The sequence below is a fragment of the Enterococcus sp. DIV1206 genome (genome assembly GCF_051712485.1).
GTDB lineage: Bacteria > Bacillota > Bacilli > Lactobacillales > Enterococcaceae > Enterococcus > Enterococcus faecalis.
Genome location: NZ_JBIOOZ010000001.1, coordinates 2,532,387 through 2,558,883 on the forward strand (window position 1 = coordinate 2,532,387; position 26,497 = coordinate 2,558,883).

Sequence of the window (26,497 nt, forward strand, 5' to 3'; positions counted from 1 at the left end):
CCTTATTTGTCGCGTCTTGCTGCTCTTTTTTCGGCCTCTTTGCGTAATTGTTTCTGCGCTTTTTTTGAGCCGCGTTCAATATCTTTGAGTTTCTTTCGTTCATGGAAATCTGTAAATAAACTTTCTAAATCATAGTCTTGCGGATATAGATCTTGTGCTTTCGCTTGTAATTTCAACCGTCTTCGTGGTACATTTTCAATTTTATCATTCACAAATACTTGGATTTCTTGTTCACCCTCATCTGTAAAAACCAACCCAATTTGTTGTGTTTCTGTCAATAGGACACGATCACCTTTTTGATAACGGTGTGTTTCTTCTACAAACGTGGCAAAGGTCGTTTCTTTTGCTTTCAGGGGTTTAAATAGACTTCGATTAGTAGGGTATTCTTTCCGCTGAATATAATGAGCCGCCTTTTCAATGAGCTGTGGCTCCATCTTCATTTTACGTGCAATCCAAAGCGCCTGACTATCGCCAACTTCACCAATTTTCAATTGATATTTGGGCGTTAATGTTTCACGATCGAAGGCCATTGCGGCGGGCACAAAATCGTCATGCTCTTGGGCAAAACGTTTAATTTCACCATAATGGGTCGTTGCAACTACCAAGGCTCCCTTTTGATACATCGTTTCCATGATCGCAATCGCTAAGCCAGCTCCTTCGTTCGGCTCGGTGCCACTGCCAATTTCATCTAATAAAACAAGTGTGTGTCGCTTAACGTTACGCAACATTTCCGCAATATTTTTCATGTGCCCAGAAAAAGTGCTTAACGCATTTTCCAGATTTTGCTGATCACCAATATCGACAAAAATTTCATCTAATACTGGAATCTCTGTGCCCGCTTGTGCTGGAATTTGCAACCCAAATTGTGTCATGACAGTCAATAAGCCCACCGTTTTCAAGACAACCGTTTTACCACCAGCATTGGCACCTGTAATGACAAGTCCTCGATACTCTGCTCCTAAAGAAAACGTCAATGGTACTGCGTGTTCTAATAAAAGAGGATGTTTTCCTTGAACAATGCGCAAGCGTTCTTCTTTGTTTACTTTTGGCGTAATCCCACCAATTTCGCGACTATACTTTCCTCGTGCAAAAATAATATCTAAGGTGGTCATTGTATCGACGGCTTGATCGACTAGTCGTTCTTGCTCATTGATTAACCCTGTTAGTTCTGCCAAAATTTGATATTCTTCCGCTGTTTCTTCCGCTTTTAAGAGTGTCAATTGTTCATTTAATTTACTAATTGCTACAGGTTCAATAAAGACCGTTTGTCCTTTATTGGATTGCTCAATGATTGTGCCTGAAACCTTATTTTTATAGCTAGCTTTGATTGGTACCGTGTAATGTTCCCCTTTTTTCACCATCATATTTTCTTGAATATACAGTTGATTATTTTTATTGCGTAAAAATTTGGTGACTTTTGTTTCAATGTCTTGTTGGCATTCATTGATTTGACGCCGAATTTTTCGAAGTTGACGGGAAGCATCGGTGGCAACTTTTTGGTTATGGATTTTCGTATAAATTTGTTCTTCGATTGCTCTGAAATCAGCTAAGTGCTGACTGTAACTAAATAGGCGTGGTGTTTGGTATTGATTTTTTTCAAAAAACTTCTGGATTCGCTGACTACTTCTTAAAAAGTCAGCCACCTCAATCAATTCGTTTGGTGTAAGGATTAAGCCTTTTTTCACTTGTTGAAGCAAGCGGGTAATTTGACTCAAGCCCATGAAAGGGACGTGTTGTCCGCTATCAATAATTAAACGGGCCTCGGTTGTTTCCGTTAAGCGGGACTGCACTGTTTCTAAACGTGTTGCAGGGACCATTTTCGCCAACCGTTCTTTACTATACTCGCCAATCGCACGTGTTTGAACTTCTTTAAGAATTGTTGTAAATTGTAATTTTTGAATGGTTTCATGATTCATTTGTTTTTTCTTCCTTTCTATCACGAAAAGAATACCTGGCGCCTTTAAATAAAAACCAGTTTCTACAGAAAAAAGAGGACAGCGTTCTACCGCTGTCCTCTTTATCATTGGATAAAGGTTACTAAAGAAACCTCTTCTAAAGGAGGTATTTAGTAAATGAGATGACTGACAGGTATCACTTTCTAAGCACACCAAATAAACCTTGCTTGGTTCACTGGTTATTCAACTTATCAATTAGATACCTACGACACTCACCAAAATACCCCACATTCATTTGTTGGTTTTTATTTATTCTCCACTTGAGAGTAGCAAATCTGGTGGAGAAAGTCAAATAAATAAAGAAATATGTATAGATACAAAATACCGCTCATCAATATGGCATTTATAATTTATCCAAAGTTTGTTGTTGCTCTTTCAATACTTCTGTGATTTTTTTACCAAATTGTCCTTTTAAGGAACCTTCCAAGGTTTGCTCAGTTGAAGAGACTGTTTTTTTAGCACTTTCAATTGCGACTTTTCCTTCTTTTTGTGCCTTTTGCTGATTCGTATAAGCCTTTTGTGCGTTCACCCTTCCAATTGTTTGAACACGAATTTTTTCTAAACTTTTTTGTAATTCTTTAAACAATTTTTCTACTATTTCTTCCAAATCGAACGCTCCTTACTAATTTTTGAGATTGCGAAGATCTTGGCGATATTGCTGCTCTAATTCGTCTTGCTGCCGCATGAGTTGTTTTTTCTTTTTGGCAATTCCTTCATTATATTCATATTCTAGGCGCATAATCGCTTGTTTTGCCTGAGCAAACACTTCACTGTCAACTTCAGCTTTCTGAACGATTCGTTGTAGCTTTGATAACGTCTCCTCAATTAACTGCTCACCTTTACGTTGATAGTTTTTCAAATAATTCTCCGCATCTTCTAATTGCCAACGTTCTCGTTGATAAGCAGCGATAATTTGTTCTTCTTTCATTTTTTCTCCTTTTACGTCCCTAGTTGTCGGGCTAAGGCTCGATCTCTTTGGACCAATTCTTGAATTTTTTGTTTAATTTCTTGAGCTAACTGCTGAAATTTTTCAGCCATCATTCGAATCTGATTAATTTTTTCTTGGAAAAATTCCGTTGGTTCACCAACTATTTTTTGCTGCGTTGCACCTGCTGTGGCTAAACACTCTCTCATCTCACCATCGGAGAGAATCGCTGTTTGGCTGTAGGCTTCTTTCAAGGTATTCTGCCATAATTCCTCGGCTTCTTGAATGGCTCGTTGGTAAATATTCATCACATTGGTCATGGCATTTTGAAACGCTGTACGTCCTGTGTCCACCGCTAATAGAGCCTGCTGGTCTTCTAAATAAATTCGCTCATTAACAGAAAGGACGCCACCGCTGGCTGTTAAGCGACTTTTTAATTGAGTTAATCTTGTAACTTGTGCCGTGTAGTGTCGCATGATTTGCGCCCCTTGCTGACGCATATAGCCTTCTAAATTCCCAGATTTTTCTGGAATTTTCAGCTGACCTGTTTTTTCATCAAACGACCAGCTATCTAATGCATGGCTTTTGCCTTCGACCCAAATAATCGTGCCAAAATCATCGCTATTACCCCAGTGTGAATTAAAGTCATTCCACTTTGTCACATCATCATTCTTTTGTCGATAATTCAAAAACAAATGCGGATTTCCTTTCATAAAATTCGCTTCTGCTTTGGTTAAAGAACCATATTGAAACCAACCGCTAAAAACCGTTGTAGCAATTTGAAAATGAGCGCCAACTTTCAGCATATATGCAGATTGTGAGTAACCAGTCAACTGCGTAATTATCCAGTCTGGATGCGTTTCAAGCAAAGTTCCAATATACTCAAGTGCTTCATCTGCTTATGGCGAACCATTTGGCGCCAGGCCTTTAGCAGCAGCTTTCAAGTCGTTCTCATCAGAAGGGTAAGTTCCTGCTGCGACAACTGTCACTTGCGAAACGTCTGGTTGTCCCTTCACAATTGGTGCAACAGCCATGGCTTGGAAACTATGGGCGCCGTTTTTGATGGAGAGGACTTTGAAATTTTGACCATTTTTTGTTTTAAATTCATTTCGCTCAAATTCTTTCAAATCTTCCATATTTTTATCTGTATATTTAAATTTAGTTTGTGTATCTTTATAATTTGAGTCAACTCGATAAACTTCATTATTCAAGTCTCTTAATTCTTCTTCTGTTATCACTATAAGCTCCTTTCTGTTTTATCAGAGAAAATAACGTTCACTTCATTCTCTGTTTTTCCTTCCTTTAATTCTGGTAATGGAGCCGTCCCTAAGTATGATTGACTATTATTATCATTAAGCGACATACTTACTCCGATTTCAGAAGTCACTCCGTAACTTGTAGCTATTGTTACATCAACTAGAATGTAACCAGTCAACGTATTTCTTCCATATTTTTCCGAAAACTCAATCTCAACTACATCCGCAAAAGTATTCTTAATTTGCTTCGCCGTCATCGTTTCCATTCGAATTAACTCTCGTTCTTTTCTCCGTTCCACACTTTCTCGATAACCAAACACGCTCACTCCTCCTATCAGCAAAATGATTCCGCTTACAATTATCCACCATTTTTTCTTCAACACTTCACCTCTTCTTATTCCGTTCCTTAATAATAGCTTACCATAGATTATAAAAAAATGTGAAGATAAGCTAAATATTTTTTAGTTATTATAATTATTTAGCGTATTGATTGTATCAGTAAAAAACAAGAAAGGAATGATTCGCTTCCTCTCTTGCTTCTTCTCATTAAACTAATGTCTTTTTCATCATGGTTAGTAACGTTTTCACGTCTTCTGTTCTAGTGTCCCCTGTTTCTTGATCGATAATTGAGCTGTAAACATGAGGAATGATTTTTTTAACGCCCGCATCCACCGCAATTTGAACAATTTCTTCAAAGTTTTCTAAATCAATGCCCCCTGTTGGTTCTAAATAAAAGTCATACTTGGCACAAGCTGCTGCTACTGCTTGGTATTCTTCTTTGTGAGCCAAGCCTTTCATCGGGAAATATTTAATGGAACTGCCCCCCATGTCTTTCAACAATTTGATGGCGGTTTCGATAGGTACTTCTGCCGCTGGCGCACCCGAGCTTAACGGACCTGTCGCAATGTTGACATAGCCAACTTTGCCTGTGGGTGAAACCAAGCCATTAATCACTGTTTCGTCTTGACGAAGTAAGGCCCGCGAAGCGCCGACACCTGTGAAGACTTGGTTCACGTGTTGCGGTTGTAAAACTTCTGATAAGCGAGCCACCATTTGACTTTGATTAGGATCGCCAGCCCCTAAGCCGACAGATAAAGCGTTGTTGGTTGCTGCTTGGTATTTTTTCATATCGTCAATGGCTGCCTCATCGGTTTCATAGTTTTTTGAAAGGACGCCTAACACAACATGCCCTTCTGCTGCTTCATAACAGGCTTGGGCATTTTCTACTGAATTGGCTAAGACGTTTAAACAAATGCGTTCTTCTAAATAATTAGGTTTTAATGACATGGCTTATTTCTCCTTTGTGTCCATAATTTCTTGTAATCGTTGCACGATTTTGTTCATTTCTTCTTGATTGACAGAACGAATGTCAAATTCAATGATGCCATTGTTGGCTTGATATTCACGCGTATAAATGGCTGGACTTTCTGCTTTTAATGCTTGGATGACTTCCTTAGCGGTTTTTCTGCCGTCTACTTTGACACTGGCGCGATAAATGTCTCGTCCAGCGCCATCTTGGACGATTTTAGCGGTTAAATCTGACAAGTTGTTGATGGCTTCAACAAACGGTTTTAAGCGTTCTTGCATCGAAGCCCCTGATTCACTGCCATGCGCCAAGTATTCTTCCACTGCTTGCGTAAAGCCCAGGATATTGTCTTTGCCAATTTTCATTGCTCGACCAATGCCTTTACCTTGTAGGCGCACCCAGTCAATGTATTCTTTTTTCCCGACCACTAAACCGGCACTTGGCCCTTCAATGGCTTTGGCGCCGCTGTAAATCACCAAATCAGCGCCTGCTTCAGTGTATTTGAAAAGATCTTCTTCTGCTGCCGCGTCAACAATTAGCGGCACCTTGTGGCGTTGCGCCACTTTGGCCGCTTCGGCCACCGTCAGCATACTTTTTTGCACGGTATGATGGCTTTTGATGTATAGAATGGCCGCTGTTTTTTCGGAAATCATCATTTCCACGTGTTCTGGACTGCACATGTTGGCGTAGCCAGCTTCCACCACTTGGCCGCCGCCTTGCGCTACCATGACTTCTACAGGCGTGCCGTAGTCCACGTTGTGCCCTTTAGGTAAAACAATCTCTCGCTGTTCGATTTTTTCTGTATAGGGATGATATGCGTGGTACAAGCTGCCTTTTCCAATCAAGGCAGCCACCGATTGGGCAATCCCCGCCGAAGCCGAGGAAACGATTTGGGCATCTTCTACCTTCAACAAGTTGGCTAAAAAGGCCCCTGTTTGCAGACTAAGTTCACTCATTTCAAAGAAATGTTCGCCGCCGAATCGTTGAGCCGCTAGGACTGCCTCCGAAACTTTGGAGACACCTAGAATGGTCATTTTCCCAGAAGCATTGATGACTTCTTTTAAGTGGAATTTTTCGTAACTATTCATTATTTTCTCCTTTATAACAAACCAAAGAATGAAGTGACCAAACTAACTAAGACTATCGTGCCGATAATGATACCGTAACGTGGGCCTTTTTTTACCATGAAAAAATAAATAGCCATGACTGCTGCTAAAGGAAGTAAGCCTTTCATAATTTGATCTAGGATATCTTGTAAAACAATTGTGGCACCGCCAGTAACTTTAAACGTCATCGGGCTAACAATTTTAACATAACTCGCACTTAAAGCGCCCATCATCATCATTCCTAAAACATTCGCTGAATAAATGACTTGCTTAATTTTGCCGTCTTTTAACAAACTTAAGATTGAATTACGCCCTAATGTATAGGACTTATTCACTAACGTCCAACTGATGTATAACGTAATGGCTGTGTACAGAACCAACGGACCGATACTTCCAATCACGTTACCTCCTTTAGCCATTGGAATAAAAATGGAAATGATTAACGGCATTAATGCTGCCCAAATAATTGAATCGCCAATCCCAGCCAGCGGACCCATCAGCCCAGTTTTAATCGATGTGATCGCCGTATCAGAGATCGCTGCGCCATTGGATTTTTCTTCCTCCATAGCAATTGCAATCCCTTGAATGGAAGCTCCTACTGTTCCTTCAGTATTAAAAAAATTCAAATGACGTTTCAGAGCTTCTCTTTGTTGTTCTTCATCGTCTGCGTAAAGTTTTTTAATTGCAGGAATCATCGATGCACAAAAAACTAAACTTTGAAGACGTTCATAAGAATTTGATAATTCACAGCCTAGTTGATAAATCCAAAAGGCTTTGGATAATTCTTTTTTAGTAATTTTTTTCTGTTCCAATTGTTGTTCATTTGCTTGTGTCATTTGTTCCATTATGCTGCCTCCTCACTCAATGCCTTGTTTCTAACTAAAAAGGCAATACAGATTCCTAAAATAGCGACGGCCATAACTTCTGCGCCAAAATATACTACTGCAACAAAACCGATTAAAAAATAAGGAATCAAATTTTTCTTGCCAATTACCATAATTGTTAAGGCGAATCCTAACGCTGGTAAAATACCACCCATTACTTCAAAGCCGTGCATCAACCATGCTGGGATAACTTCTAAGACTTTATTCACCACAGATTGACCAAAAAAGTTCGCCGCAAAAACCAAAGGAAAGCGAATTAAAAATCCCGCTAAAGCTGGATAAACAAACGCAGCTCGGTAAATCCCCCCATAATTTAACTCTTCTGCATATTTATCAGCCATATGCACCCACGTCGCATTGATGGTCCGCCGTAATTGATCCATAAAGACGCCTAACACACCAAAAGGAACAGCTAGTGCAACAGCCGCCTCGGCATTCATTCCCACACCTAAAGCAATTGGAATCGCAATTGCTGAAGCTAAAGCCGGATCACTAGGCACATTGCCGCCCGGTGTGGAGGTGACTCCTAGATAAACAAGTTGAATCCCCGCACCTACAACCATTGCTTCACTAAGTTTTCCTGTTGCTAAACCAGCCACCAACGCTGCACCTAATGGCTGAGACAGCATGCCTGAAAATGTGTACCCAAAACGCAAACGTGCAAACCAATAATAAAGTCCCATAATAATTGAAACACCTAAAACGCCCATATGATTCTCTCCTTTTTCTCTGATTATAGTGATTGATATTTTTCAATTAATTTTTGAATTGGTAGGGGATTTTCTTCGGGAATCGCTTGGAAGAAAACATGGATGCCCTTCGTTAAAAGTTCAGTCAAAATTGCAACATCTTCTTCAGATAAATTGATATTTTTTAAAACATTTTTCCGATTTGGTCCGCCACCTAAGCCACCAACTTGAATCTCCTCTTTAATAATTTCTTGGTCCACCATCGCTTTTAAGGTCGTTAAATCTGGCACTAAAAATAACACCTTTTTCTCTTCCTTTTCTTGCGATTCCCAATATTCTTTGGCACTTTCAATCCCTTTAATTACTACAGAAACCCCTGGAGGCGCCGCCATTAAATAAATACTTTGTAAAAATTCATCTTGCTCTAGTTCATCACTCACTACCAAAATTTCATTTGCACCTGATTGTTGTAACCATTTAGTCACTACTTGTCCATGGATTAAACGGCTATCGACTCTTGTTAATACGATTTTTGACATTCTGTTCACCTGTACTTTCTTATTTTGGAATTTCTAAAATTTGACAACTGTCTACTGCTGCTTGTTGAATCAGCTCTGCATCTTGTAAACGAAATCCAGGACCACTTTGTTTCATGACGGATTCTAATAATAACGATGTGCATAATCCGGACACAATCAGGAGGTCATAATCTTTTGATAAACGCAATGCAACATTACTAGGTGTGCCACCTTTAACATCTGTTAAAATTAGCAACTGGTTGTGCCACGTTAACTGGTCAATTTTTTCTGTGACTCGTTCTAAATAATCCCCCAGTGAATCCTCTGCTTGTAATGCTACTTCATGTACATTTGTGACTTCTCCAACAATCATCTGGACGCTTTTGACTAATTCCAAGCCCCAACCATTGTGTGTTAAAAGTAAAATTGGTTCATTTTCCATAAACAAACTCCTTTGCTAATTAATCATTTTATTAAAAGCAATAAGTGTGCCAACTTTCATTTCCGTTTGAATTAAGCCTTTTCAAAGAGCAATTCATAAATATAGCGCACTTCCAAAGGTGGAATCAACAAATTATAGGACACTTCAAGCGGTCGAAACGCCATTTTTATGACAGATACAGCTTCTGGCAACTCTCGATATGACACTTCATAAGCTGTCGGGTCATATTCTGGATTCAACAATTGCCGTTCTAACATACAAGCACAATGAATGATAAAACGAAGTAAAACCTTTTCGTCACTTTTTATTTTAGTTTGCAAGCAAATGTCTGAATAAATCTTAGCTAATTCGATTGAAATGGTTGTAGGATTCAAAACCGTTAGTAAGTCTGTAATAGCTTCGATTGATAATCCTTGAATATATTTAGCTGAAACTTTTTTTAGTAACTCTTGGTTTTGTTTTTCTTCTAAATGATGGCCTAATAATTCGAAAACTAGCTGAATGCCCCGCTTCGATAGTAAATCTTGTAAAGAAATAAACGGAATATCTGGCACTTCTGTCTTTACGGTGCCAATGATACCAACGATTTTCTCTTCTTTTCGAACAAAAGAATGCAAACGATCAATGTCTTCCACTTCTCTTTTCTCTAAAGTAATGATGCGTACATTCGTTAGTAATTCATTAGGAAAAGTTTTTAGTAACAACTGTTCAATTTTAATAGCAGTCCCCATGCCAGTTAGACAGGAAATAATGAGAACTTTTGCCTCGTTGAAGCGACCTTTACTGCAAATCAAGGCGCGATGATTTTTTTCTTTTAAGACTGGTAATAGATACTCAAACGCCGTCGATTCATAAATGACTTCTCGGGCCACTTCTAGCAATGTTAAGAGATTGATATTGCTAATTAGCAGCACTTCCATTTGAAACGTTTGACTGATAGCATTACCAAAGTAAACCAGGGAACCGATGTCCACCATTAAAATAATTTTTTTATACTGATTTTGCTTTACAATTGTACGGACTTTTTCTAATGTTTCTTCCACGGATTGATTAATCGGCATATCAACTGCACGCATGACCGTTGTTGAAAACAGAAGGTTGGTGTACTCAACCATACTGCTGGCCGTCGCGGTACCATGAGCAACGACGATAACGCCACAGTTTTCTTCAACTGAGTGCGCTCTTTTTTTAGCTGTGACTTTACGAATAAATAGATCAAAAAAGAGGATTTCCGTATCAGCAAAAGAAATCCCAAACAATGTTTGTAGAAAGTCCACCATGGTCTTAGCAGCTTGATACTGGGTGACTTTGCCAGAATAGATATTTTTGGTATCTGAATAAAATGTTTCATTCATTTGTGCAGAATAAAAAACAGCAGAATAAAGGTGGACAATTAAAATATTCTGGAAATCCTCTGTCAATTTTTCTTGGATTAATTGTTCAAAAAAGACAATGGCTTCTTGAATTTTTGGCTGCAATGTTTCGTCAATGGCCTCTAAGGCTAGCGGTTCTTGAGCAAAAATGTCCATATCATAAAGTTGCTCGACTTTGTTTTGCATGATTGCTAGCGCATCCTCTGTCGAAAGAGTTAATTTTTTCAAATCCGCATATTCTTTCAATAGAAAATTATAAAAACGATCATTTTTCAGACTTTCCGATTTGAGTAACTCTTGACTGCTTAAATAAAAATGGTTGTATTGAATCGTGAGGCCATCGTTAGGTATCCACTCATTAAAAGCCAGCAGACTTTCTACATCAGGTTGCTCTTTGACTGTCCCCTCGTTTGCTTCAATGCAAATAGTTTCCGTTAATTGATCGAACACTTCTAAATAGGCTTGTGCGCTCATAAATTGAATCGCCGCTTTCAATTCGCCAACGTTGGCTTCAAAATGAGTAAATGTTAATTGTTTCAACGCCTCATAACGAATATAGATATTCTTTTGAATCCGTTGACTTTCTTCTAAGAAAAAGGACAAAATCAATTGAATTTTTTCTTTCAAAGAGCGCTCGGCTAAAGCTGGAATGGCTAATGTCACAGGGATCCTTCTTAAAAACGTTTTCAAAAAATGTTGATTGACTGCTTCGGTTGTTGCAAAAATAAATTTTATCGATACATTTCTTTGTTTTTCGGCTTCACCCATCCGTGTAAAATACCCTTTATCCAAAACTGTAAACAATTTTTCTTGGCCTTCGCTCGTTAATCGATGGACTTCATCTAAAAATAAAAAACCGCCATCTGCCAACTCTACTAAGCCTTTTTGGTCATTGACGGCACCAGTGAAACTGCCTTTTTTATAGCCAAACAGATGAGAAGTTAATAATTCTGGATTGTTGAAATATTCTGCACAATTAAAATAAATAAACGGAACTTCTTGGTTCATTTTAACTTGATAAAATTGGTGTAATTGTTCTGCAATTAAGGTTTTCCCAACTCCAGATTCTCCAGTAAGTAAAATATTCAAGCCATTAGGCGGATATAAAATAGCGGCTTTCAACTTCTTGATGGCGTCTGCTAAGCTCCCATCAAAACCAATTACGTTCGCAAATGGATTCATTTTCAGTAGCTGCTTTTTCTTATGTATCTGTTCTGTCTGTTGATAAATGTCCTCTTGCAGCGAAGCGAGGGAATCGTAGCACGTGCTACTTTTAAAAAAAGGAAACTGTTCCTCTAAGTAGTCTTTATCAAAAAATAACACCGGTCTTGATTTAACTTTAACGACTTGGTCTTTTCTCACTAATTCTGAAAGCTCTTCACTAACAGCGGTTCGGGTATAGCCAGAGGCCTGACTTAATTGCGAAGCCGTTGCGGGCAACAAGGTTACTTTGCTACTTGGATTTTGTACGTGAAACTGTTTTAACGCTTGATGAATATTATCAATTCTCATAGTCTTTTCCCCATTTCTTTTTTGATCCAAAAGTTAATTTATTATACATTAAAACGGAAGCGGTTTCTTATTTACCATAAAAAAAATCAAGTCTTTAACCAAAAGATTAAAGACTTGATTTTTATTCTCCGTATTGTACAAGTTGTGTATTTTCACAATGAAAGTCCAAGAAATCTTGGATTTTTTTGCCATTGAAGTAGTTATCAATGACTCGCATAACCGCATTGTGGCAAACAAATAGGTAAGTTTCCTCTGAAGCCAAGGCTTCCTCAATCAAGGGATAAATTCGACCCGCGACATCTAGGACTGATTCCCCTTCTGGAAACGGCAAGGAAATCTCAGAACGATTTTCTTGGAAAGCCGTTGTTTCAATCGGTTCACCATCATAAATGCCAAAATTCATCTCAATTAAACGAGGTTCTGTTTCAATCGTCAATTGATTTCGTTCCGCAATTTTACGGGCTGTTTCTTGCGCCCGTTTTAAAGGGGATGCCAGTAAACGGTCGATTTGAATTCCTTGTTTGGCAATTTTTTCAGCTACCAATTCCGCTTGTTGATAGCCTTTTTCGGTCAATTGCGCTTCCGCATGACCACAAATTCTACGGGCCACATTATAATCTGTTTCACCATGTCTCACTACGTACAGCATTTTTCCACCTCAGTTTTTTGTCTTGTGTCTATTTTATCTGAAATTTGGTCACAATAACACCCTATTTAGCGGTAACTTTCTGGTAATTTAAATTTGCCTTCTTGCTCAAACTGTTCACCTACTTGGAACAAGAGATCTTCACGTCCACGAGCAGCCAACAATTGAATACCTAAGGGTAACCCCGTTGCTGTCACATGTGTGGGCAAGCTGATGGCTGGTTGTCCTGTCAAGTTAGCTAGTTGAGTATACGGTGTTAGCTGTAAACTTTTATCAAAATAATCATAGATTAATTCAGCTAGCTCTGCTTCTGTTAATTCTGCTGCTTGCGCCATTCGTTGACGAATGTGCTCACTTTGCAAATCTTCGTTAATTTTTGGTGCTGAAAAAGCCGTTGTTGGGGATAAAAACAGATCAAATTTTTGAAAAAGTTCTTCCATCGTTACTGCTGCTTGATCCCACAACTGTAATGAATGAACATAGGTGGCTGCTGGAATCTTTTGGCCAAATTGATGCATGGTCCATGAAAAAGGTTCGATTTCTTCTTTACGAATTGGGCGCCCGAGCCCCTGTTGAATGCTATTCATCATCGCTGTAGTTTCTGCGCCGTTCATTTGATAATAGGAGCGAATCAGCGCTGCACCATCGACTGGATAAGGAATCTCAATGATTTCATGACCAGCTGCTGCCAGAAAATCAGCCGCTTGTTTCGCCGCTTGTGTTGCTTCTGGCGAAATCAGTGAGCCGATAGGCGAAGCGGTACACAGAGCAATTTTTAGCCGTTGTTTTTTAGGGTGTGTTTGCCATTCTGCCAAGGGCGCTTGGTAGGGGGCGCCACTGTGGCTACCACGTAGGCCATAAAATAATGCTTTGGTGTCTCTCATAGAAATAGTCAACGCAAAGTCAATCGAGGCACCTTGCCAGCCCCGCCAGCCTTCTGGGCCGACAGGCATGGAGCCACGGCTAGGTTTTAAGCCAATTAAGCCACTAAAAGAGGCGGGAATTCGGATGGAGCCACCGCCATCACTAGCGCCGACGATAGGTACAATCCCGCTAGCGACAACTGCGGCAGCGCCGCCACTGGAACCGCCTGGCGAATGTTCCAGGTTCCAAGGATTGCGGGCTGGCCCGTAAAGCGCAGGATCCGTAATATTTTTAAAGCCAAACTCTGGGGCGTTGGTTTGTCCTAAGGGCATCAAACCAATCGTTTCTGCTTGTTTGACAAAGTTAGAGGTCGTTGTTGCAGTACTATTTTTAAAAAGTTGCGAGCCGGCCGTTGCCGACCACCCCGCTTTTTCTTGGCCTAACATTTTCAAAGGAAATGGCAAACCAGCAAATAGTGTGTCCTGCTGTTTATTTTTTTGATAAGTTGCTTCTGCTTCTTGGCTGTCAAAGGTTACAAAGCCATTGATCTTTGGATTTAACTTTTGGACTTTTTTCTCAATATCCTTTAAGAGTTCTGTGTGACTTACTTTCTGTTCTTTTAATTGTTGTACCCAATATAGTCCGTCTTTCATACAGACCCACCTCCTATACTATTCCTTATTAGTATAGCATGGTTTTTAGGGGTCATCCTGTGATGGTGATTTTCATTCGTCAAGAGTTTCTTTATTTTAAGTAAATAATTCGCCAATGTAAGGAAGCAACTGCGGATGCAGTTTGTAGCCTTTATACCGTGTATTTTGGATACCTTGTTTTTTAAAGCCCCCTACTTGAATTTTTTTATTTAATTTTGTCAGCTGTTTGGTCATTTTTTTTCGATTATTGGCTGTTTCTTCTGTGTCATATATTAATTTACAAAGGCGTTCCATTGGTAAGTGTTCTTTTGGCGTACTATACAAGACAGCCAGTAGTGCACGTTCTGTGGCTGTTAGCTTTATTCCCTCTACATCTAACTTTTCATCTTCTCGTTGGATGGGTTTATTTAATTCTGCCAAAAGGAGATTTTCTCTTAATGTATCCAAAGTCGCATCCAATCGTAACCAATTGAGAATGCCATATTGATAGCTAATGCTCAATTCTTCCGAGGTAGGAATGTCTTCCGAGCGAAGAAACAACGGCGTTTTAACTCTGGCTAATTCCTTTAGATATAAATATTGTTCTTTGCGAGGAATCGTTTCGCTGAGAATGATGGCATCAAATTTTCGATAAAACAAATGACTTTCCTTAATTTCACCAATCAAACACGTCGTACAAAAAACTTGGTGATCTAAATGCTGTAAGCGGTTTTGAAAAGCAGTTTCTGATAAAATATTTTTTGTGATGACCATTATTTTCATTCTTGATTCCTCCTTAATTCTTTTTTAGTTCAAAATTTTCTCAATTTTCGTGTTTTGTTTTGATATATTTAGTATACTGGAAATTTTTCGAATTAAAATTTAGAAATTTACAAGCAAATCAATCATTAACAGTCATTCCTATAATCCCTGATTTATAAAGGCTTTCTAATAGTCTTATTTAAAAAATATTTGTTATTTAATCCTCAACGTGCTATTTTTTCAATTTTTTTCTTTTTATTTAGCTGACAAACGTCAAAAGGTTGGTAGCTAATATCAACCTTTTGACGTTTGTCAGCTATTTTCTCTTGAAATCTTTGGATTTTTTTCTACTTTCACTAAAAAAAACAGCCAAAAGTGGCTGTTTTTTTGCTGTTTGTATTTATTTCATAATATCGATCAAGTCTTTTTTCGAAGCTGCCGAGGCAGGGAAATAGCTAAATACAACCCCGATAAAGACAGAAATCCCAATGGCTAATGAAACGGTCATTAAATCTGGACGAACAGAAAACGGTAGTGCCATTGATGCTAAGTAGGCAATAATCATTCCTAAAAGATAACCAGTAATTCCGCCGATTAAGGTCAAGGCAATTCCTTCTGTTAAGAATTGCTTTTTAATATCACTGGCTGTCCCGCCCAATGCACGTCGGATACCAATTTCCTTAATCCGTTCTGAAACCGAAATGTACATCATATTCATAACGCCGACCCCAGCAATTACCAGTGAAATGGCCGCAATTGCGGAAATAAACAAGGTTAAATTATTTAATAAAGAGCCCATTTCTTTGATGGTATCTTTAACATTATATTCTTGATACGTCCCGCTGTTTTTCATGGTTCCTTGTTGAGAGAGAGTTTTTATTGTTTCTTTCAATACTTGATCTGGTTGATAGCCAGGTGCTACTGTTAGCTTCAACGTAGATGTATCTTTTAGCTTGCCGAAATAATGTTCATAGGTCTTTTTGGGAAAATAAAGCAATGAGTCATCATTACCTGGACCAATGGCACCGCTGGTATTGGTTGTCACGCCAACAATGGTAAAAAGTTGATCTTTATACGGAAAAGTTCGATTAACTGCTGCAGTTGGGTCTTGGTAGAGTTCTTTGGCAACCAGTTCATCCACCACCACTGTTTTATCCAGTTTTGCATTGTCTCCATCATTCAGTTGGCGTCCCGCCAACAATTCTTTGGTGGTTTTGTTGGCAAGTTCATAGGTTACAGAAAGATTTTTCGGTCCTGCTTGAAAATTCAGTGTACCTTTTTGGGCGCCATCAACTTCTCTTTGATCAAAATCAATTTTTTCTACGCCAGGAACCATGCGCACGACCCCTAAATCATTGTCGGTAAACATCGCTTGGTCACTAAACATATCCGAAGTGTTGTAGGCCGAAAAAGAAATCTTTTTCACATTTTCTTTTTGTTTTTCAGTAGATAATTTATCGACCATGTCTTCTTTAAAGCCGTTACCGATAGCCACGATGGTAATCACCGAAGCGATCCCGATGACAATCCCTAGCATCGTTAACAAGCTGCGTCGCTTATTTTTCAAAATGGAACGGAAGGCGGTTTTCCAAATAATTGAACGTTTCATGTCAGCACCTCCTCTAAAATCTTTCCATCACGAACTTTAATCAAACGATTGCAGTATTCAATTGTTTCTTCATCATGTGTCACTAAAATAATGGTGACACCTTCATTGTTTAATTGCTGAAAGAGCGTTAAAATTTCTTCCGATGTTTTACTATCTAAAGCCCCAGTTGGTTCATCTGCAATAATAAAACTTGGCCGATTGACAATCGCACGCGCAATAGCCACACGTTGTTGTTGTCCGCCCGAAAGCTGTTTTGGATGCTTCTTGCCTTTATCTGGCAAGCCGACTTTTGTCAGAACTTCGTGGACACGATCTTTGGCTTCTTTTGGGGTTAACCCACTATATAAAAGAGGTAATTCAATGTTTTCTTCAACTGTTAGTGTTTCAATTAAACTAAAATTCTGAAAGACAAAGCCGACTGCTTCATTTCTAATTCGGGATAGTTCCTTATCAGAAAAGTCGCCAATTTCACGGTCTTCAAATAAATACGTTCCTTCAAACTTTTTATCAATAAAGCCTAGCAAATTAATCAAAGTCGATTTCCCAGAACCAGAAGGACCCATAATCGCTAAAAATTCTCCAGCGTCTACTTGGAGGTTAATATCATCTAACACATGCAGTGTTTCTTCTTCGGAATAATAATATTTATGAATATGGGATAGCTTAATCATTGGCAGCTACCTGAACATCTTGATTATCTTTTAATTCTTTATTGGGATTGGCAATCACTTGGTCTTTCCAATTCAAGCCACTTTTGACAACTTTACGACCTAAATTTGTTTCTGTTTCAATCGGTGTTTTTTTCGCTTTGCCCGCTTTGTAAACATAGACAAATTCTTTTTCGCCTTCTTTTTGGATTGCTGCTGTCGGTATAATCATTTGCTTTTGTGGCACAGCGATACTAGTAGACAAGCCTTCTGCCCAAGGAAAATCACCTTCTACTGTAAATTGATAACTCACTACTGGATTGCCTTCATTTTTAGCTATTGGGGTTTGCGCAATGGAAACAATTTTGCCTGGCGCTGATTTGCCTGAACCAACGGTCGTCACTGTTACTTCTTCCCCTGTCTGTAATTTATCGTAATCATATTCGGTTACTTTTCCTTGAATATTTTTCTTTTGTGTTGCAATTTTAATGACTGGTTTGTCGGTACTACTCATGGCACTAGCATCGACAGTGACTTGGCCATCAATTGGTGCTGTAACGACTGTGTTAACTTTGCCACGTGTTTGTTCAAGCGTGTTTGCTGCTCCGACGGCATCACTGTTGGCTAATTGAAGGGCTTGGTTAGCTTGGGCGACTTCACTATTCGCAGCACTAACGGCTTCATTCAATTGCTGAATTTCCGCATTTAGTGTTTCTTTCTCTTCAGCCTCTTTTGCGGTGTTTAATTTTTGCTTGGCTGCAGCAACTTTGTTTAACGCTTCATTGTATTTTTGAGTGGCTAAGTTAACGTTCTCTTGTGCTTGTTGAACTTGAAGATTGTTCCGATTAACGGCATTCGCTTGTTCTGTTTCTGTGGCTTGGATGTCTGAGTTATTGTACGTTAACAATGGACTATCTTTCTTGACTTCTTTACCATTTTCAACATTTATTTCGGCAATTTTTCCTAAAGAAGGATCAAAGAAAATATCCCGAGTATCTAGAAAACTCACTTGACCATCTAATTTTAATGAGGCCATTTCTGTAATGGTATACGTTGTGTATTCAGGTTCAACTTCTTTTGAAGAAAAAACTGTTTTTGCTCCGATAAATCCGACGACGACCACTGCGGCACCAATACCGAACCACACTTTTTTATTTCGCTTCTTCTGGCCTGACTTTTTCATTTATTTGTTCCTCCTTGATTTCTGTTGACGAGTTTGTCATTTTATTTAGTATATAATGAATAAAAAAACTGGTCCCTTCATCTTCCTATCATTCCTCTTACAGTTTTGACACATCTTTATCTAACAAAAAAACGTTTATCCTGTGTAAAAGGATAAACGTTTTTTGTTATTTTATTGTTCTAATTGACCCAACCAGCCAGATGTACCACCTAGAACATTGGTTACTTGATACCCTTGTTGACTGAGAAACGCACACGCTTGTGCGGAGCGCGATCCCATTTGACAAATCAGATAATAGGGTTGGTTTTTATCTAATTGCTGATAATTTTCGGTTAAAGTACTTAAAGGTAAGTTGATGGCCTGGGGGACATGCCCCAGTTGGTATTCCATTTCTTCTCGTACATCAATAATCGGTAATTTTTTTCGTTTTGCTTCCTGATAAAATTCAGGCATGCCAATCGTGTTATACATTTTCTAGTTCCTCCGGTTTTACCATTCGATATAGCGCAAAAGCACCATCTAAATTTTTGGCTGAGATGCCTGCTTGTTTTAGCATCCGTTCTGCAATATAACTACGCAAACCGCTGTGACAACTAACAATGTACTCCGTTGACTTGTCTAATTCCTCCAAACGTTCTCTTAACTCATTTAAAGGAATAGAGACAGCATTTTTAAATTGACCATTGGCTCGTTCGGCGGGATTACGGACATCTAATAAAACAGCCCCCTTAGCTAATTCGTTGGATAACTCATGCCATTGAACGTTTTCACTCAATCCTTCTACAAGGTTCATCGCTGCATAACCTAACATGTTCACGGGATCTTTCGCTGAACCAAACGGCGGCGCATAGGTAAACTCTAATTCAGGCAAATCAAAAATAGTTAACTGTCCTTTAATAGCGGTCGCAAGAATATCAATCCGCTTATCTACGCCCTTTGCCCCAATTCCTTGTGCGCCATAAATTTCCCCTGTCGTAGGATGGAAAACTAATTTTAACTGAAGATCTGTTGCACCAGGATAATACCCCGCATGGTCTTTTCCACTGATATGCACAACAGCTGTTGTTAGTCCAGCAGCTTTAGCAGCTCGTTCGCTTAAACCAGTTGAAGCGGCGGTTAAATCAAAGACTCGCACAATGGCAGTCCCAATGCTCCCTTGATTTTTTCTCTCTAACCCAGCAATCACATCCGCTACTTGACGTCCTTGGCGATTGGCAGGAGAAGCTAAAGAAATCAGCGCATCTTCTTGAGTGATTTGTTGTTTCACTACAATAGCATCCCCAACCGCATAAATATCGGGTTGATTCGTTTGATAGTGTTCATCAACAACAATACCGCCACGTAAACCAGTTGCTACACCTGCTTCAACTGCTAAGGTATTTTCTGGTTGGACACCCACCGACAAAATGGTTAAATCAGAAGCTAATGTTTGACCGTCTTCTAAGCGAATCACTTGCCCTTCTTCTTCAAAAGCAACCGCAGATTGTCCCGTAATTACTTGAACATTGTTTTTGCTTAATTCAGTTTTGACAAAAGCGGCCATTTCTTCGTCTAATGGCGGTAAAACATGGGGTGCCTTTTCCACGAGAGTGACTTCTAATCCGCGTTTTTGCAAGTTTTCTGCCATTTCCAAGCCAATGAAGCCTGCGCCAATCACGACGGCTCGTTTTGTTTCTGGTGTCAAGGCTGTCATAATTTGATCTAAATCAGGAACATTTCTTAATGAAAAAACATTTTTGGCTTCTGCCAATCCTGTAATTGGTGGCACAAAAGGTTTCGCCCCTGGTGATAAAATTAATTTGTCATAGTGTTCTGTTAAAATTTCTGTTTCATGTTTCACTGTGATCACTTTTTCTATTGGATCAATCGCCACCACTTCATGGTGAGGACGAACATCTAAATTAAACCGTGCCTTTAACGCTTCGGGTGTTTGAACAAGCAGTTGCTCTCTTTCTGCGATTTCGCCAGAAACGTAGTAAGGCAAACCACAGTTTGCAAATGAAACAAAAGGGCCTTTTTCCATGACAACAATTTCAGCATCTTCCATTAAGCGACGTAAACGTGTCGCTGCTGACATACCACCAGCCACGCCTCCGATAATTACAATTTTCATTTATTTTCCTCCTTTAATTTGACCAGACCATTGGGACATCCCGCCACGAACGTTAATCACGTAATAGTTTTTTCTCGCTAAAATTTTGGCCGCATTTTTACTGCGCATGCCGGACTGGCAAATCACATAGACCTCGTTAGCGGGTTTGTTGTAGGCGGGAATTTTGTTAAGTGGGACATTAATCGCTTGTGGAATATGCCCTGCTCGGTATTCGCTAGGTGTTCGGACATCTAATAACGTTATCTCTTTAGATAAACGTGACTGCAATTCCTTTGTTGAAATACTTGGCGTTTTTTTAAACAATTGAAATAACATCTTTTTCTCCTTCTCTTATATACCTTATGGGGTATATTTAACATAAAAAAGTTAGACTTGTCAACTGAAGAGATTTCTGCCATTTTTAGATTCAAAGAAAAGATAGTTGACAAAAATACCTCGTGTAGGTATATTTTAAACCAATCACTACTCTTAAGGAGGGGCAAAATGACTGAAGAAAAAAAGAAAGTGCTGAATCGTTTACGCCGCACAGAAGGTCAAATTCGCGGGATTCAAAAAATGATTGATGAAGAAAAAGAATGTATCGATGTTATCACTCAGTTGAGTGCGGTCCGTTCTAGTATTGATCGCGTGATGGGGATGATTGTTGCGGAGAATTTAAAGCATTGCTTTGAAAATCCTGAAAAAGATCCTAAAGAACAAAAAGAGCGATTAGCACAAGCAATCAATATGATTGTCAAAAAGTAAAACAACGCAAACTTATTCAATGAAAGATAAGTTTGCGTTGTTTTTTTTATTTATTAGACGAATCTGCCCCGCGTTTTTTTAAATTGACAAGCATAAAAAGAATCGTGCCAATTAGTAAAATCACGACGGCGATATAAAAGCCCATGACTTTCGAACCCGTTGTGTCAGAAATTTTCCCAGTCAAAGCTGGGGCGATCACAGATGACATCATGCCGAAAAAGTTAAACACGCCCAAAGTAGTGCCAATTCCAATTTTTGGTGCATTTTCACCTAGCCAAGAAATAATAATCGGTTCTACAGCTAATTTTCCTAAGAACCCATACATAATTAAAGCAATTAATAACAACGTCGCATTACTTACTTGTACAGTTAACAAAAGCATGGCTGTTGCTAAAAATTCTAAAACAACGATGAATTGAACTTTTTTATGCATGTACTTATCCGCCAACCGACTAAAAAATAACGCTCCTGGAATAGAGGCAAATGCGACCAGCGAAGAGGATAATCCTATCGCCGCTCCTTGGAAACCACGTTCGGTACTTAAAAAATTAGGTAACCAAGTCACAATCATATAATATGCATAACAAGTGCCAAAATATAAAATATACGCAAATAGCATATGTGGCGCAAACAGTTTTTTAAAGGGCACTTTTTCTTTTACCGCTCCGTTATCTTTTTCATCAACAACGGTTGGCTGAATCAAGGCCATGTCTTCTTTATGATTGCGAATAATCACTTGAAAAGCCACTAACATACAAATAATCATAAAGGCGGAAATGTACATCATCACTTGCCAAGGCAATCCTTTTTGGGCAACTAAATAACTAGATAAAATCATCCCTAAACCTGAACCAACGGCTGAACCACTGTTGACAATAGCTGTTGCAAAACTTTTTTTGGCTTGAGGAATGTTTTGCGACGTCAACGAGTAAGCCGAGCCATAGAAAGAACCACATCCTAAGCCTGCCAATAAGCTACCTAAGTAAATTGTTCCAATCGTTTGGGCTTGGGCAATCAGTAATGCTGCCAGCGCAAACAAGATAAAGCCTGGAATTAATACACGTTTTTTCCCAATCTTGTCTACCAAGAAGCCTGCAGGAATCTGCATGACTACGTAACCGAGAAAATAAAAGCTAGAAATGGACCCTAGGGCCGTATCGGAAGCGTTACCATTTAGAGACGCACGAATTTGTGGATAAACGGGAGAAAGCGCGGAACGATAAATCCAGATTGTTACCCAGCCCATACATAGTAAAATAACGATTTTTTTCCAATAAGCCAACGAACTTTTTGTCTTGTCTGTCATTTTCTTTTCCTCCACCAATCATTTTTTTGGTTAACGTTTCACAAGGAACAAAAGCACTACGCTTTTTTACGTAGTGACCTTTGTCCTACCTTCTTTTTTAGTTTAAATACTCAGCCAATGCATGAGTACTACCGCTACCGCCTTCAAATTGATAGCCTTGGTGTTTCAGTACAGTCTCAAAGGCACTTAAGAAATGCAACACATTGTCTTCGCGACTGCTGTAACCCATATTACCGACCCGCCAAATTTTTCCTTTTAAATCACCGAAGGAAGAGGCAATTTCAACTTTAAAATGATCCAGTAATAAGCTCCGCACTTTTTCACCATCAATTCCTTCTGGAATGACCACAGGAATGACTGTTGGTGTTTTTGTGTCTAACTTCCCGAAAATTTCTAAGCCCATTTTTTGCAGACTTTCAACTAAAATACGATCGTTTTTCCGATGGCGTGCGTAGACATTTTCCATGCCTTCTTGAAGTAACAAGCGCAACCCTTCATGTAGCCCATAAATCATTGTAGTCGCTTCTGTATGGTGATTTAAGCGCTCTGGTCCCCAATATTTTTCTAATTGCGATAAATCCAAGTAGTTACTTTGAATGAACCGTTCATTCCGCGCATCCGCACCAAGTCCTAACTCTTTTTGGTAACGGCCCGCCAGATAATCGGCCACACGTTGGTTGTAAGTAATCAAAGAAAGGCCTGAAGGTACACTGACACATTTTTGAGTGCCTGCTACCGCAATATCAATCTTCCAATCATCGACCTTTGTTTCGACACCGCCGTAAGTCGCCACCATATCTACTACGAAGAAAATTTCATTTTCCCGACAAAAGGCGCCAATTTGATCCAGCGGTTGCATTTGTGCATTCGCCGTTTCGCCGTGGACCATCGCAACAATTTTTGGTTGATGTTCTTTAATCGCTTCAATCACCGTTGTTTGTTCAAACGGTGCGAGCCAGTCCTTTTCTAAATAAATGACTTCGGCCCGGGCGCGTTCGCAAATTTCACCTAATAAATAAGCAAACCGGCCGTACGCAGGCACAAGCACTTTGTCACCTGGCTCAATCAATGCAAATAACCCCGCTTCTAAGCCTGAACGTGACGTGCCATCAATGGCAAAGGCTTGTTGATTCTTTGTGGCAAAAGGTACTTTAATCATTTCCCGAACTTCGTCCATAATCTGTAGAAATTCTGGATCAAATTGCCCTAAAATTGGTTGACCCATTTGACGAAGTACCGATGGATGGGCTTCGACTGGTCCCGGCGTCATGATTGTTCGCCGTACAAAATTTGGTTGTTGATACATAGTAATCCCTCACTTCATTTTTAATTCTTCTCTTTTATTATCTTTGGAAAAACCCAGAAATTCATTGTTCAATTTGCACTATTTTGACTTTGTTTTTTAGACATATTCAATAACTATCTTTTGTACTCCTTTTTATTCTTCGCTATACTATAAAAAAAGGAGGTTGTTGTGATGAAAATATTAGCTGAGGTCTTGGCTTTACCAAGATTTTCTGACTTACAATTATTATCGTCTCACTCAAACTTAACACAGCCCTTGGAAAGTGTAGAAATCACGGAAACACCTGATGTGGCTGATTTTATCCCTAAAAATGTCATGATTTTAACAACGGCAATGATTTATAAAGATGATCAAGAAAAATTGAAACCTTTTATTGACTCGTTAAAACAAGCAGAATGTACGGCTTTAGGAATCAAAGTTGGGCGGTTCCTTGACGAAATTTCACCAGAAATTGTTGCCTATGCCAGTGCCGTTGATTTGCCCCTGATTAAAATTCCTAGCACACAGCCACTAGGCGGGTTGTTGCATGAAATTGTAGGCTATCTTCGTGATAGCAAAACCGAACAGATGTCTGTAGCATTTGACATCCAAAAGCGTTTTTCAACATTATTAATGCAAGATGTTGATGCTACGCGTTTCATCGCTGAATTTGCGAAAATTTTAAATGCGCCAATTATTTTATTAAGTCCTTGGCAACAGGTGATTGCCCACTCGAATTATTTTTATGGCAATCAAAAATCGGCGGAGTTTTTCATCGAACAATTATCAAAAGACCACTTTCAACAATTGGCACAAGAAAAGAAAATCTTTCGTTTACAGGATGAGCGACAAGAAAACATTCAAGTAGCTGGCTTTCCAATTCGTGTGAACGATTATTTTCCCTATTATTTATTGGTTTTATCTCCTGAACAGATTCCTTATCCTATTTCTGAATTTGCCATTGATCAGGCCATTTTAGTTTTGACTTTTATGTTATTTAAAAACCAGAAAATTGCTGAATCTTTTGAGCATCTCAAAACAGACTTTTTGGACCGCTTGCTTGATACACATCAAGAAGCGCTGAGTAAACATCAAAATTGGTTGGAACTTTGGAAAAATTATCGTTTAATAAACAGTGATTATTATCAATTAGCGATTGTCTACGGCGTGACTAAACCAGAAAATGAAACCCATATTCGTTATCAACAAGCGGAAGGGCAACTAATTTTCCAATGGCTCAAAGAACAATTGCCGGAAATCCTGCCAGATGTCGCCTTGTTTAAATTAAAAAATCAAAATAAAAGTATCTTAATTTTTCAATCTAAGAAAAATGACCATTTGATGATTTTGCAAAACCTCGCTGAACGTTTGCAACAGGCTTTGCCTATTACCATTCGCTTTGCTTTAGGCAATGCTTATGAAAACCTAGAAGATTTGCCTAATTCTTATATTGAAGCTTCCTCGACATTAGAGGCTTCTTTACACGCTCAAAAACCAGCGACTGTGCAATTGTTCCATCCCAAAGGCCTAGCTGGACTTTTTGAAAAGATTGGCACTGAAGATGTTGAATACTTTTGCCAGCAACAATTGAAAGAGTTGGCCTATCCGACGGAACCGACGTTACAAGAATTACGAAAAACCTTGAAAGTTTTTTTAGATTTCAATTGCGAAATTACTAAAACGGCCAACGCTCTTTACCTTCACAGAAACACCATTAAATATCGCATGAATCAATGTGAAAAATTATTAGACACCTCTATTCAAGAGCCTGAGACGAGTTTACTCTTACGGGTAGCGCTAGAGCTTTCAGAAAAATAATTAACAGGAAAATAGCCGAATAAAAGTAACGTCTACCAAGAAAAAGGACTCTACCGTTCACCACTGCGTGTTCAAATCCTATTGTTCCGAGGTCATTACTTTACATTCGGCTTTTCGTTATAATTCTGGTTCACGATTGGCATCTTTGGAATAAACGTACATTAGCGGTTCTTTACGGCCAACCGCATAGGCTGCTTGTGGCACATAGGCACTCATGAAAATATAGTCCCCTTTTTCCACTGGATACCATTCATTGTCCAAATTGTACATCCCTTGGCCACTAATTAAATACGCACCATGCTCTTGGACATGCGTTTCAATATAGGCATGACTAGCGCCTGGTTCAAAAGATAAGATATGCATATTCATATCAAAGTCAAACTCTTTCGGCAATAAACTCCAAAGTAAAACGTCTGTCATTCCTTCATATTCTTCGGGTTGTTGGTCATGAATTGACCCAACCACTTTATAAGGTTGATGGCCCGCCAACGGCTGATAGCGTTTTTTATATAAGAAAACTTCTGTGTCCGCTTCCTGTGCGTTCGCTAAATACATTTTCATTTCAGGCGTAAAGTAGGCGTAGCCCCCGGCTTCAAGCTCATGGGTTTCTTGACCATCTGAAACGCGCAAACGACCGTCAATGACATAAACCAACGTTTGAATCCCGTCGCCACCAAAACCAGTTGTTTGTTGACCATTTTTATGAAACGTAGCAATGTAATCCACAAATGTCGCACCTAATTTAGGTGATCCCAAAATGGAAATATCGACATTTTCAAAACCAGGTACTGCATTTTGCACCAAACCATCATGGGGAATAATGGCGTAATTGTCTTTTTTTATCACAGCTCTTGATGTTAACAATTCTTTTTGGTAACCAACTCGATTATTTTTATAACCCATCACAATTCTTCCTTTTCTA

General features: G+C 39.1%; 27 protein-coding genes. 2 read left to right on the plus strand and 25 right to left on the minus strand.

Annotated features, from left to right (window positions below; all coding sequences use genetic code 11):
* Window positions 1-2: 2 nt before the first annotated feature.
* The 22 genes from IGK86_RS12580 to IGK86_RS12685 all read right to left on the minus strand — a co-directional run bounded on the left by IGK86_RS12580 (window position 3) and on the right by IGK86_RS12685 (window position 20,737).
* Entirely contained in the window at window positions 3-1,916 is a 1,914-nt protein-coding gene (locus IGK86_RS12580; protein ID WP_010776133.1) for an endonuclease MutS2, read from the minus strand.
* Between the two features lie 382 nt (window positions 1,917-2,298).
* On the minus strand, window positions 2,299-2,562 hold the full coding sequence (locus IGK86_RS12585; RefSeq protein ID WP_002408975.1) for a hypothetical protein: 264 nt from the start codon (window positions 2,560-2,562) through the stop codon (window positions 2,299-2,301).
* Window positions 2,563-2,577: 15 nt separating this feature from the next.
* A complete protein-coding gene (locus IGK86_RS12590) occupies window positions 2,578-2,883 on the minus strand; it encodes a hypothetical protein (protein ID WP_002408974.1) in 306 nt (101 codons plus the stop codon).
* A gap of 11 nt (window positions 2,884-2,894) precedes the next feature.
* On the minus strand, window positions 2,895-3,749 hold the full coding sequence (locus IGK86_RS12595) for a hypothetical protein (RefSeq protein ID WP_258150200.1): 855 nt from the start codon (window positions 3,747-3,749) through the stop codon (window positions 2,895-2,897).
* 30 nt (window positions 3,750-3,779) lie between these two features.
* Entirely contained in the window at window positions 3,780-4,118 is a 339-nt protein-coding gene (locus IGK86_RS12600; RefSeq protein WP_016616808.1) for a hypothetical protein, read from the minus strand.
* The gene (locus IGK86_RS12605) at window positions 4,118-4,456 is read right to left on the minus strand and encodes a hypothetical protein (protein ID WP_227301158.1); all 339 of its coding nucleotides are present in this window, start codon (window positions 4,454-4,456) and stop codon (window positions 4,118-4,120) included. The genes IGK86_RS12600 and IGK86_RS12605 overlap by 1 nt, the downstream gene beginning before the upstream one ends.
* A 226-nt stretch (window positions 4,457-4,682) precedes the next feature.
* A complete protein-coding gene (dagF, locus tag IGK86_RS12610) occupies window positions 4,683-5,423 on the minus strand; it encodes a 2-dehydro-3-deoxy-phosphogluconate aldolase (RefSeq protein WP_104877057.1) in 741 nt (246 codons plus the stop codon).
* 3 nt (window positions 5,424-5,426) lie between these two features.
* Window positions 5,427-6,530, minus strand: coding sequence for a DgaE family pyridoxal phosphate-dependent ammonia lyase (locus IGK86_RS12615; RefSeq protein WP_104877056.1), 1,104 nt, complete (start codon window positions 6,528-6,530; stop codon window positions 5,427-5,429).
* An 11-nt stretch (window positions 6,531-6,541) separates the two neighbouring features.
* On the minus strand, window positions 6,542-7,393 hold the full coding sequence (locus IGK86_RS12620; protein WP_010713771.1) for a PTS system mannose/fructose/sorbose family transporter subunit IID: 852 nt from the start codon (window positions 7,391-7,393) through the stop codon (window positions 6,542-6,544).
* The gene (locus IGK86_RS12625; RefSeq protein WP_002355079.1) at window positions 7,393-8,142 is read right to left on the minus strand and encodes a PTS mannose/fructose/sorbose/N-acetylgalactosamine transporter subunit IIC; all 750 of its coding nucleotides are present in this window, start codon (window positions 8,140-8,142) and stop codon (window positions 7,393-7,395) included. Before IGK86_RS12625 ends, IGK86_RS12620 begins: the two co-directional genes overlap by 1 nt.
* A 23-nt stretch (window positions 8,143-8,165) precedes the next feature.
* Window positions 8,166-8,660, minus strand: coding sequence for a PTS system mannose/fructose/N-acetylgalactosamine-transporter subunit IIB (locus IGK86_RS12630; protein ID WP_002355078.1), 495 nt, complete (start codon window positions 8,658-8,660; stop codon window positions 8,166-8,168).
* Window positions 8,661-8,679: 19 nt separating this feature from the next.
* Window positions 8,680-9,081, minus strand: coding sequence for a PTS sugar transporter subunit IIA (locus tag IGK86_RS12635; RefSeq protein WP_010713770.1), 402 nt, complete (start codon window positions 9,079-9,081; stop codon window positions 8,680-8,682).
* Between the two features lie 71 nt (window positions 9,082-9,152).
* Window positions 9,153-11,966 (minus strand): sigma 54-interacting transcriptional regulator, encoded by a 2,814-nt coding sequence (locus IGK86_RS12640; RefSeq protein ID WP_025193930.1) that lies wholly within the window; start codon window positions 11,964-11,966, stop codon window positions 9,153-9,155.
* A gap of 121 nt (window positions 11,967-12,087) precedes the next feature.
* Window positions 12,088-12,615, minus strand: a complete 528-nt coding sequence (locus IGK86_RS12645) for a histidine phosphatase family protein (protein ID WP_002359138.1) — start codon at window positions 12,613-12,615, stop codon at window positions 12,088-12,090.
* 65 nt (window positions 12,616-12,680) lie between these two features.
* Complete coding sequence (locus IGK86_RS12650) at window positions 12,681-14,129, minus strand: amidase (protein WP_010707075.1); 1,449 nt, start codon at window positions 14,127-14,129, stop codon at window positions 12,681-12,683.
* A 96-nt stretch (window positions 14,130-14,225) separates the two neighbouring features.
* Window positions 14,226-14,891: a helix-turn-helix domain-containing protein gene (locus IGK86_RS12655; RefSeq protein WP_010713768.1), complete on the minus strand. Its 666-nt coding sequence runs from the start codon at window positions 14,889-14,891 to the stop codon at window positions 14,226-14,228.
* A 379-nt stretch (window positions 14,892-15,270) separates the two neighbouring features.
* Entirely contained in the window at window positions 15,271-16,479 is a 1,209-nt protein-coding gene (locus IGK86_RS12660) for an ABC transporter permease (RefSeq protein ID WP_438742541.1), read from the minus strand.
* Window positions 16,476-17,150, minus strand: a complete 675-nt coding sequence (locus IGK86_RS12665) for an ABC transporter ATP-binding protein (RefSeq protein ID WP_002367351.1) — start codon at window positions 17,148-17,150, stop codon at window positions 16,476-16,478. The genes IGK86_RS12660 and IGK86_RS12665 overlap by 4 nt, the downstream gene beginning before the upstream one ends.
* A complete protein-coding gene (locus IGK86_RS12670; protein ID WP_002361088.1) occupies window positions 17,143-18,309 on the minus strand; it encodes an efflux RND transporter periplasmic adaptor subunit in 1,167 nt (388 codons plus the stop codon). Before IGK86_RS12670 ends, IGK86_RS12665 begins: the two co-directional genes overlap by 8 nt.
* A gap of 171 nt (window positions 18,310-18,480) precedes the next feature.
* Window positions 18,481-18,780: a rhodanese-like domain-containing protein gene (locus IGK86_RS12675; RefSeq protein WP_002355066.1), complete on the minus strand. Its 300-nt coding sequence runs from the start codon at window positions 18,778-18,780 to the stop codon at window positions 18,481-18,483.
* Window positions 18,773-20,422, minus strand: coding sequence for an FAD-dependent oxidoreductase (locus IGK86_RS12680; protein ID WP_016616573.1), 1,650 nt, complete (start codon window positions 20,420-20,422; stop codon window positions 18,773-18,775). Before IGK86_RS12680 ends, IGK86_RS12675 begins: the two co-directional genes overlap by 8 nt.
* Entirely contained in the window at window positions 20,423-20,737 is a 315-nt protein-coding gene (locus tag IGK86_RS12685) for a rhodanese-like domain-containing protein (protein WP_016616574.1), read from the minus strand.
* 168 nt (window positions 20,738-20,905) lie between these two features.
* Here IGK86_RS12685 and IGK86_RS12690 point away from each other — a divergent pair, with 168 nt between their 5' ends.
* On the plus strand, window positions 20,906-21,166 hold the full coding sequence (locus IGK86_RS12690; RefSeq protein ID WP_016616575.1) for a metal-sensitive transcriptional regulator: 261 nt from the start codon (window positions 20,906-20,908) through the stop codon (window positions 21,164-21,166).
* Window positions 21,167-21,212: 46 nt separating this feature from the next.
* Here IGK86_RS12690 and IGK86_RS12695 read toward each other — a convergent pair whose 3' ends face one another.
* Window positions 21,213-22,472, minus strand: a complete 1,260-nt coding sequence (locus IGK86_RS12695) for an MFS transporter (protein ID WP_002368361.1) — start codon at window positions 22,470-22,472, stop codon at window positions 21,213-21,215.
* A 97-nt stretch (window positions 22,473-22,569) separates the two neighbouring features.
* On the minus strand, window positions 22,570-23,778 hold the full coding sequence (locus IGK86_RS12700; RefSeq protein WP_002355061.1) for a pyridoxal-phosphate-dependent aminotransferase family protein: 1,209 nt from the start codon (window positions 23,776-23,778) through the stop codon (window positions 22,570-22,572).
* 171 nt (window positions 23,779-23,949) lie between these two features.
* Between IGK86_RS12700 and IGK86_RS12705 the strand changes: the two genes are divergently transcribed.
* Complete coding sequence (locus tag IGK86_RS12705) at window positions 23,950-25,575, plus strand: PucR family transcriptional regulator (RefSeq protein ID WP_002371698.1); 1,626 nt, start codon at window positions 23,950-23,952, stop codon at window positions 25,573-25,575.
* Window positions 25,576-25,692: 117 nt separating this feature from the next.
* On the opposite strand, the gene allE is transcribed toward IGK86_RS12705, so the two are convergent.
* Window positions 25,693-26,478 carry a (S)-ureidoglycine aminohydrolase gene (gene allE, locus IGK86_RS12710; RefSeq protein WP_010713760.1) on the minus strand — a complete coding sequence of 262 codons (786 nt, stop codon included), beginning with the start codon at window positions 26,476-26,478 and terminating at the stop codon, window positions 25,693-25,695.
* Window positions 26,479-26,497: the final 19 nt, after the last annotated feature.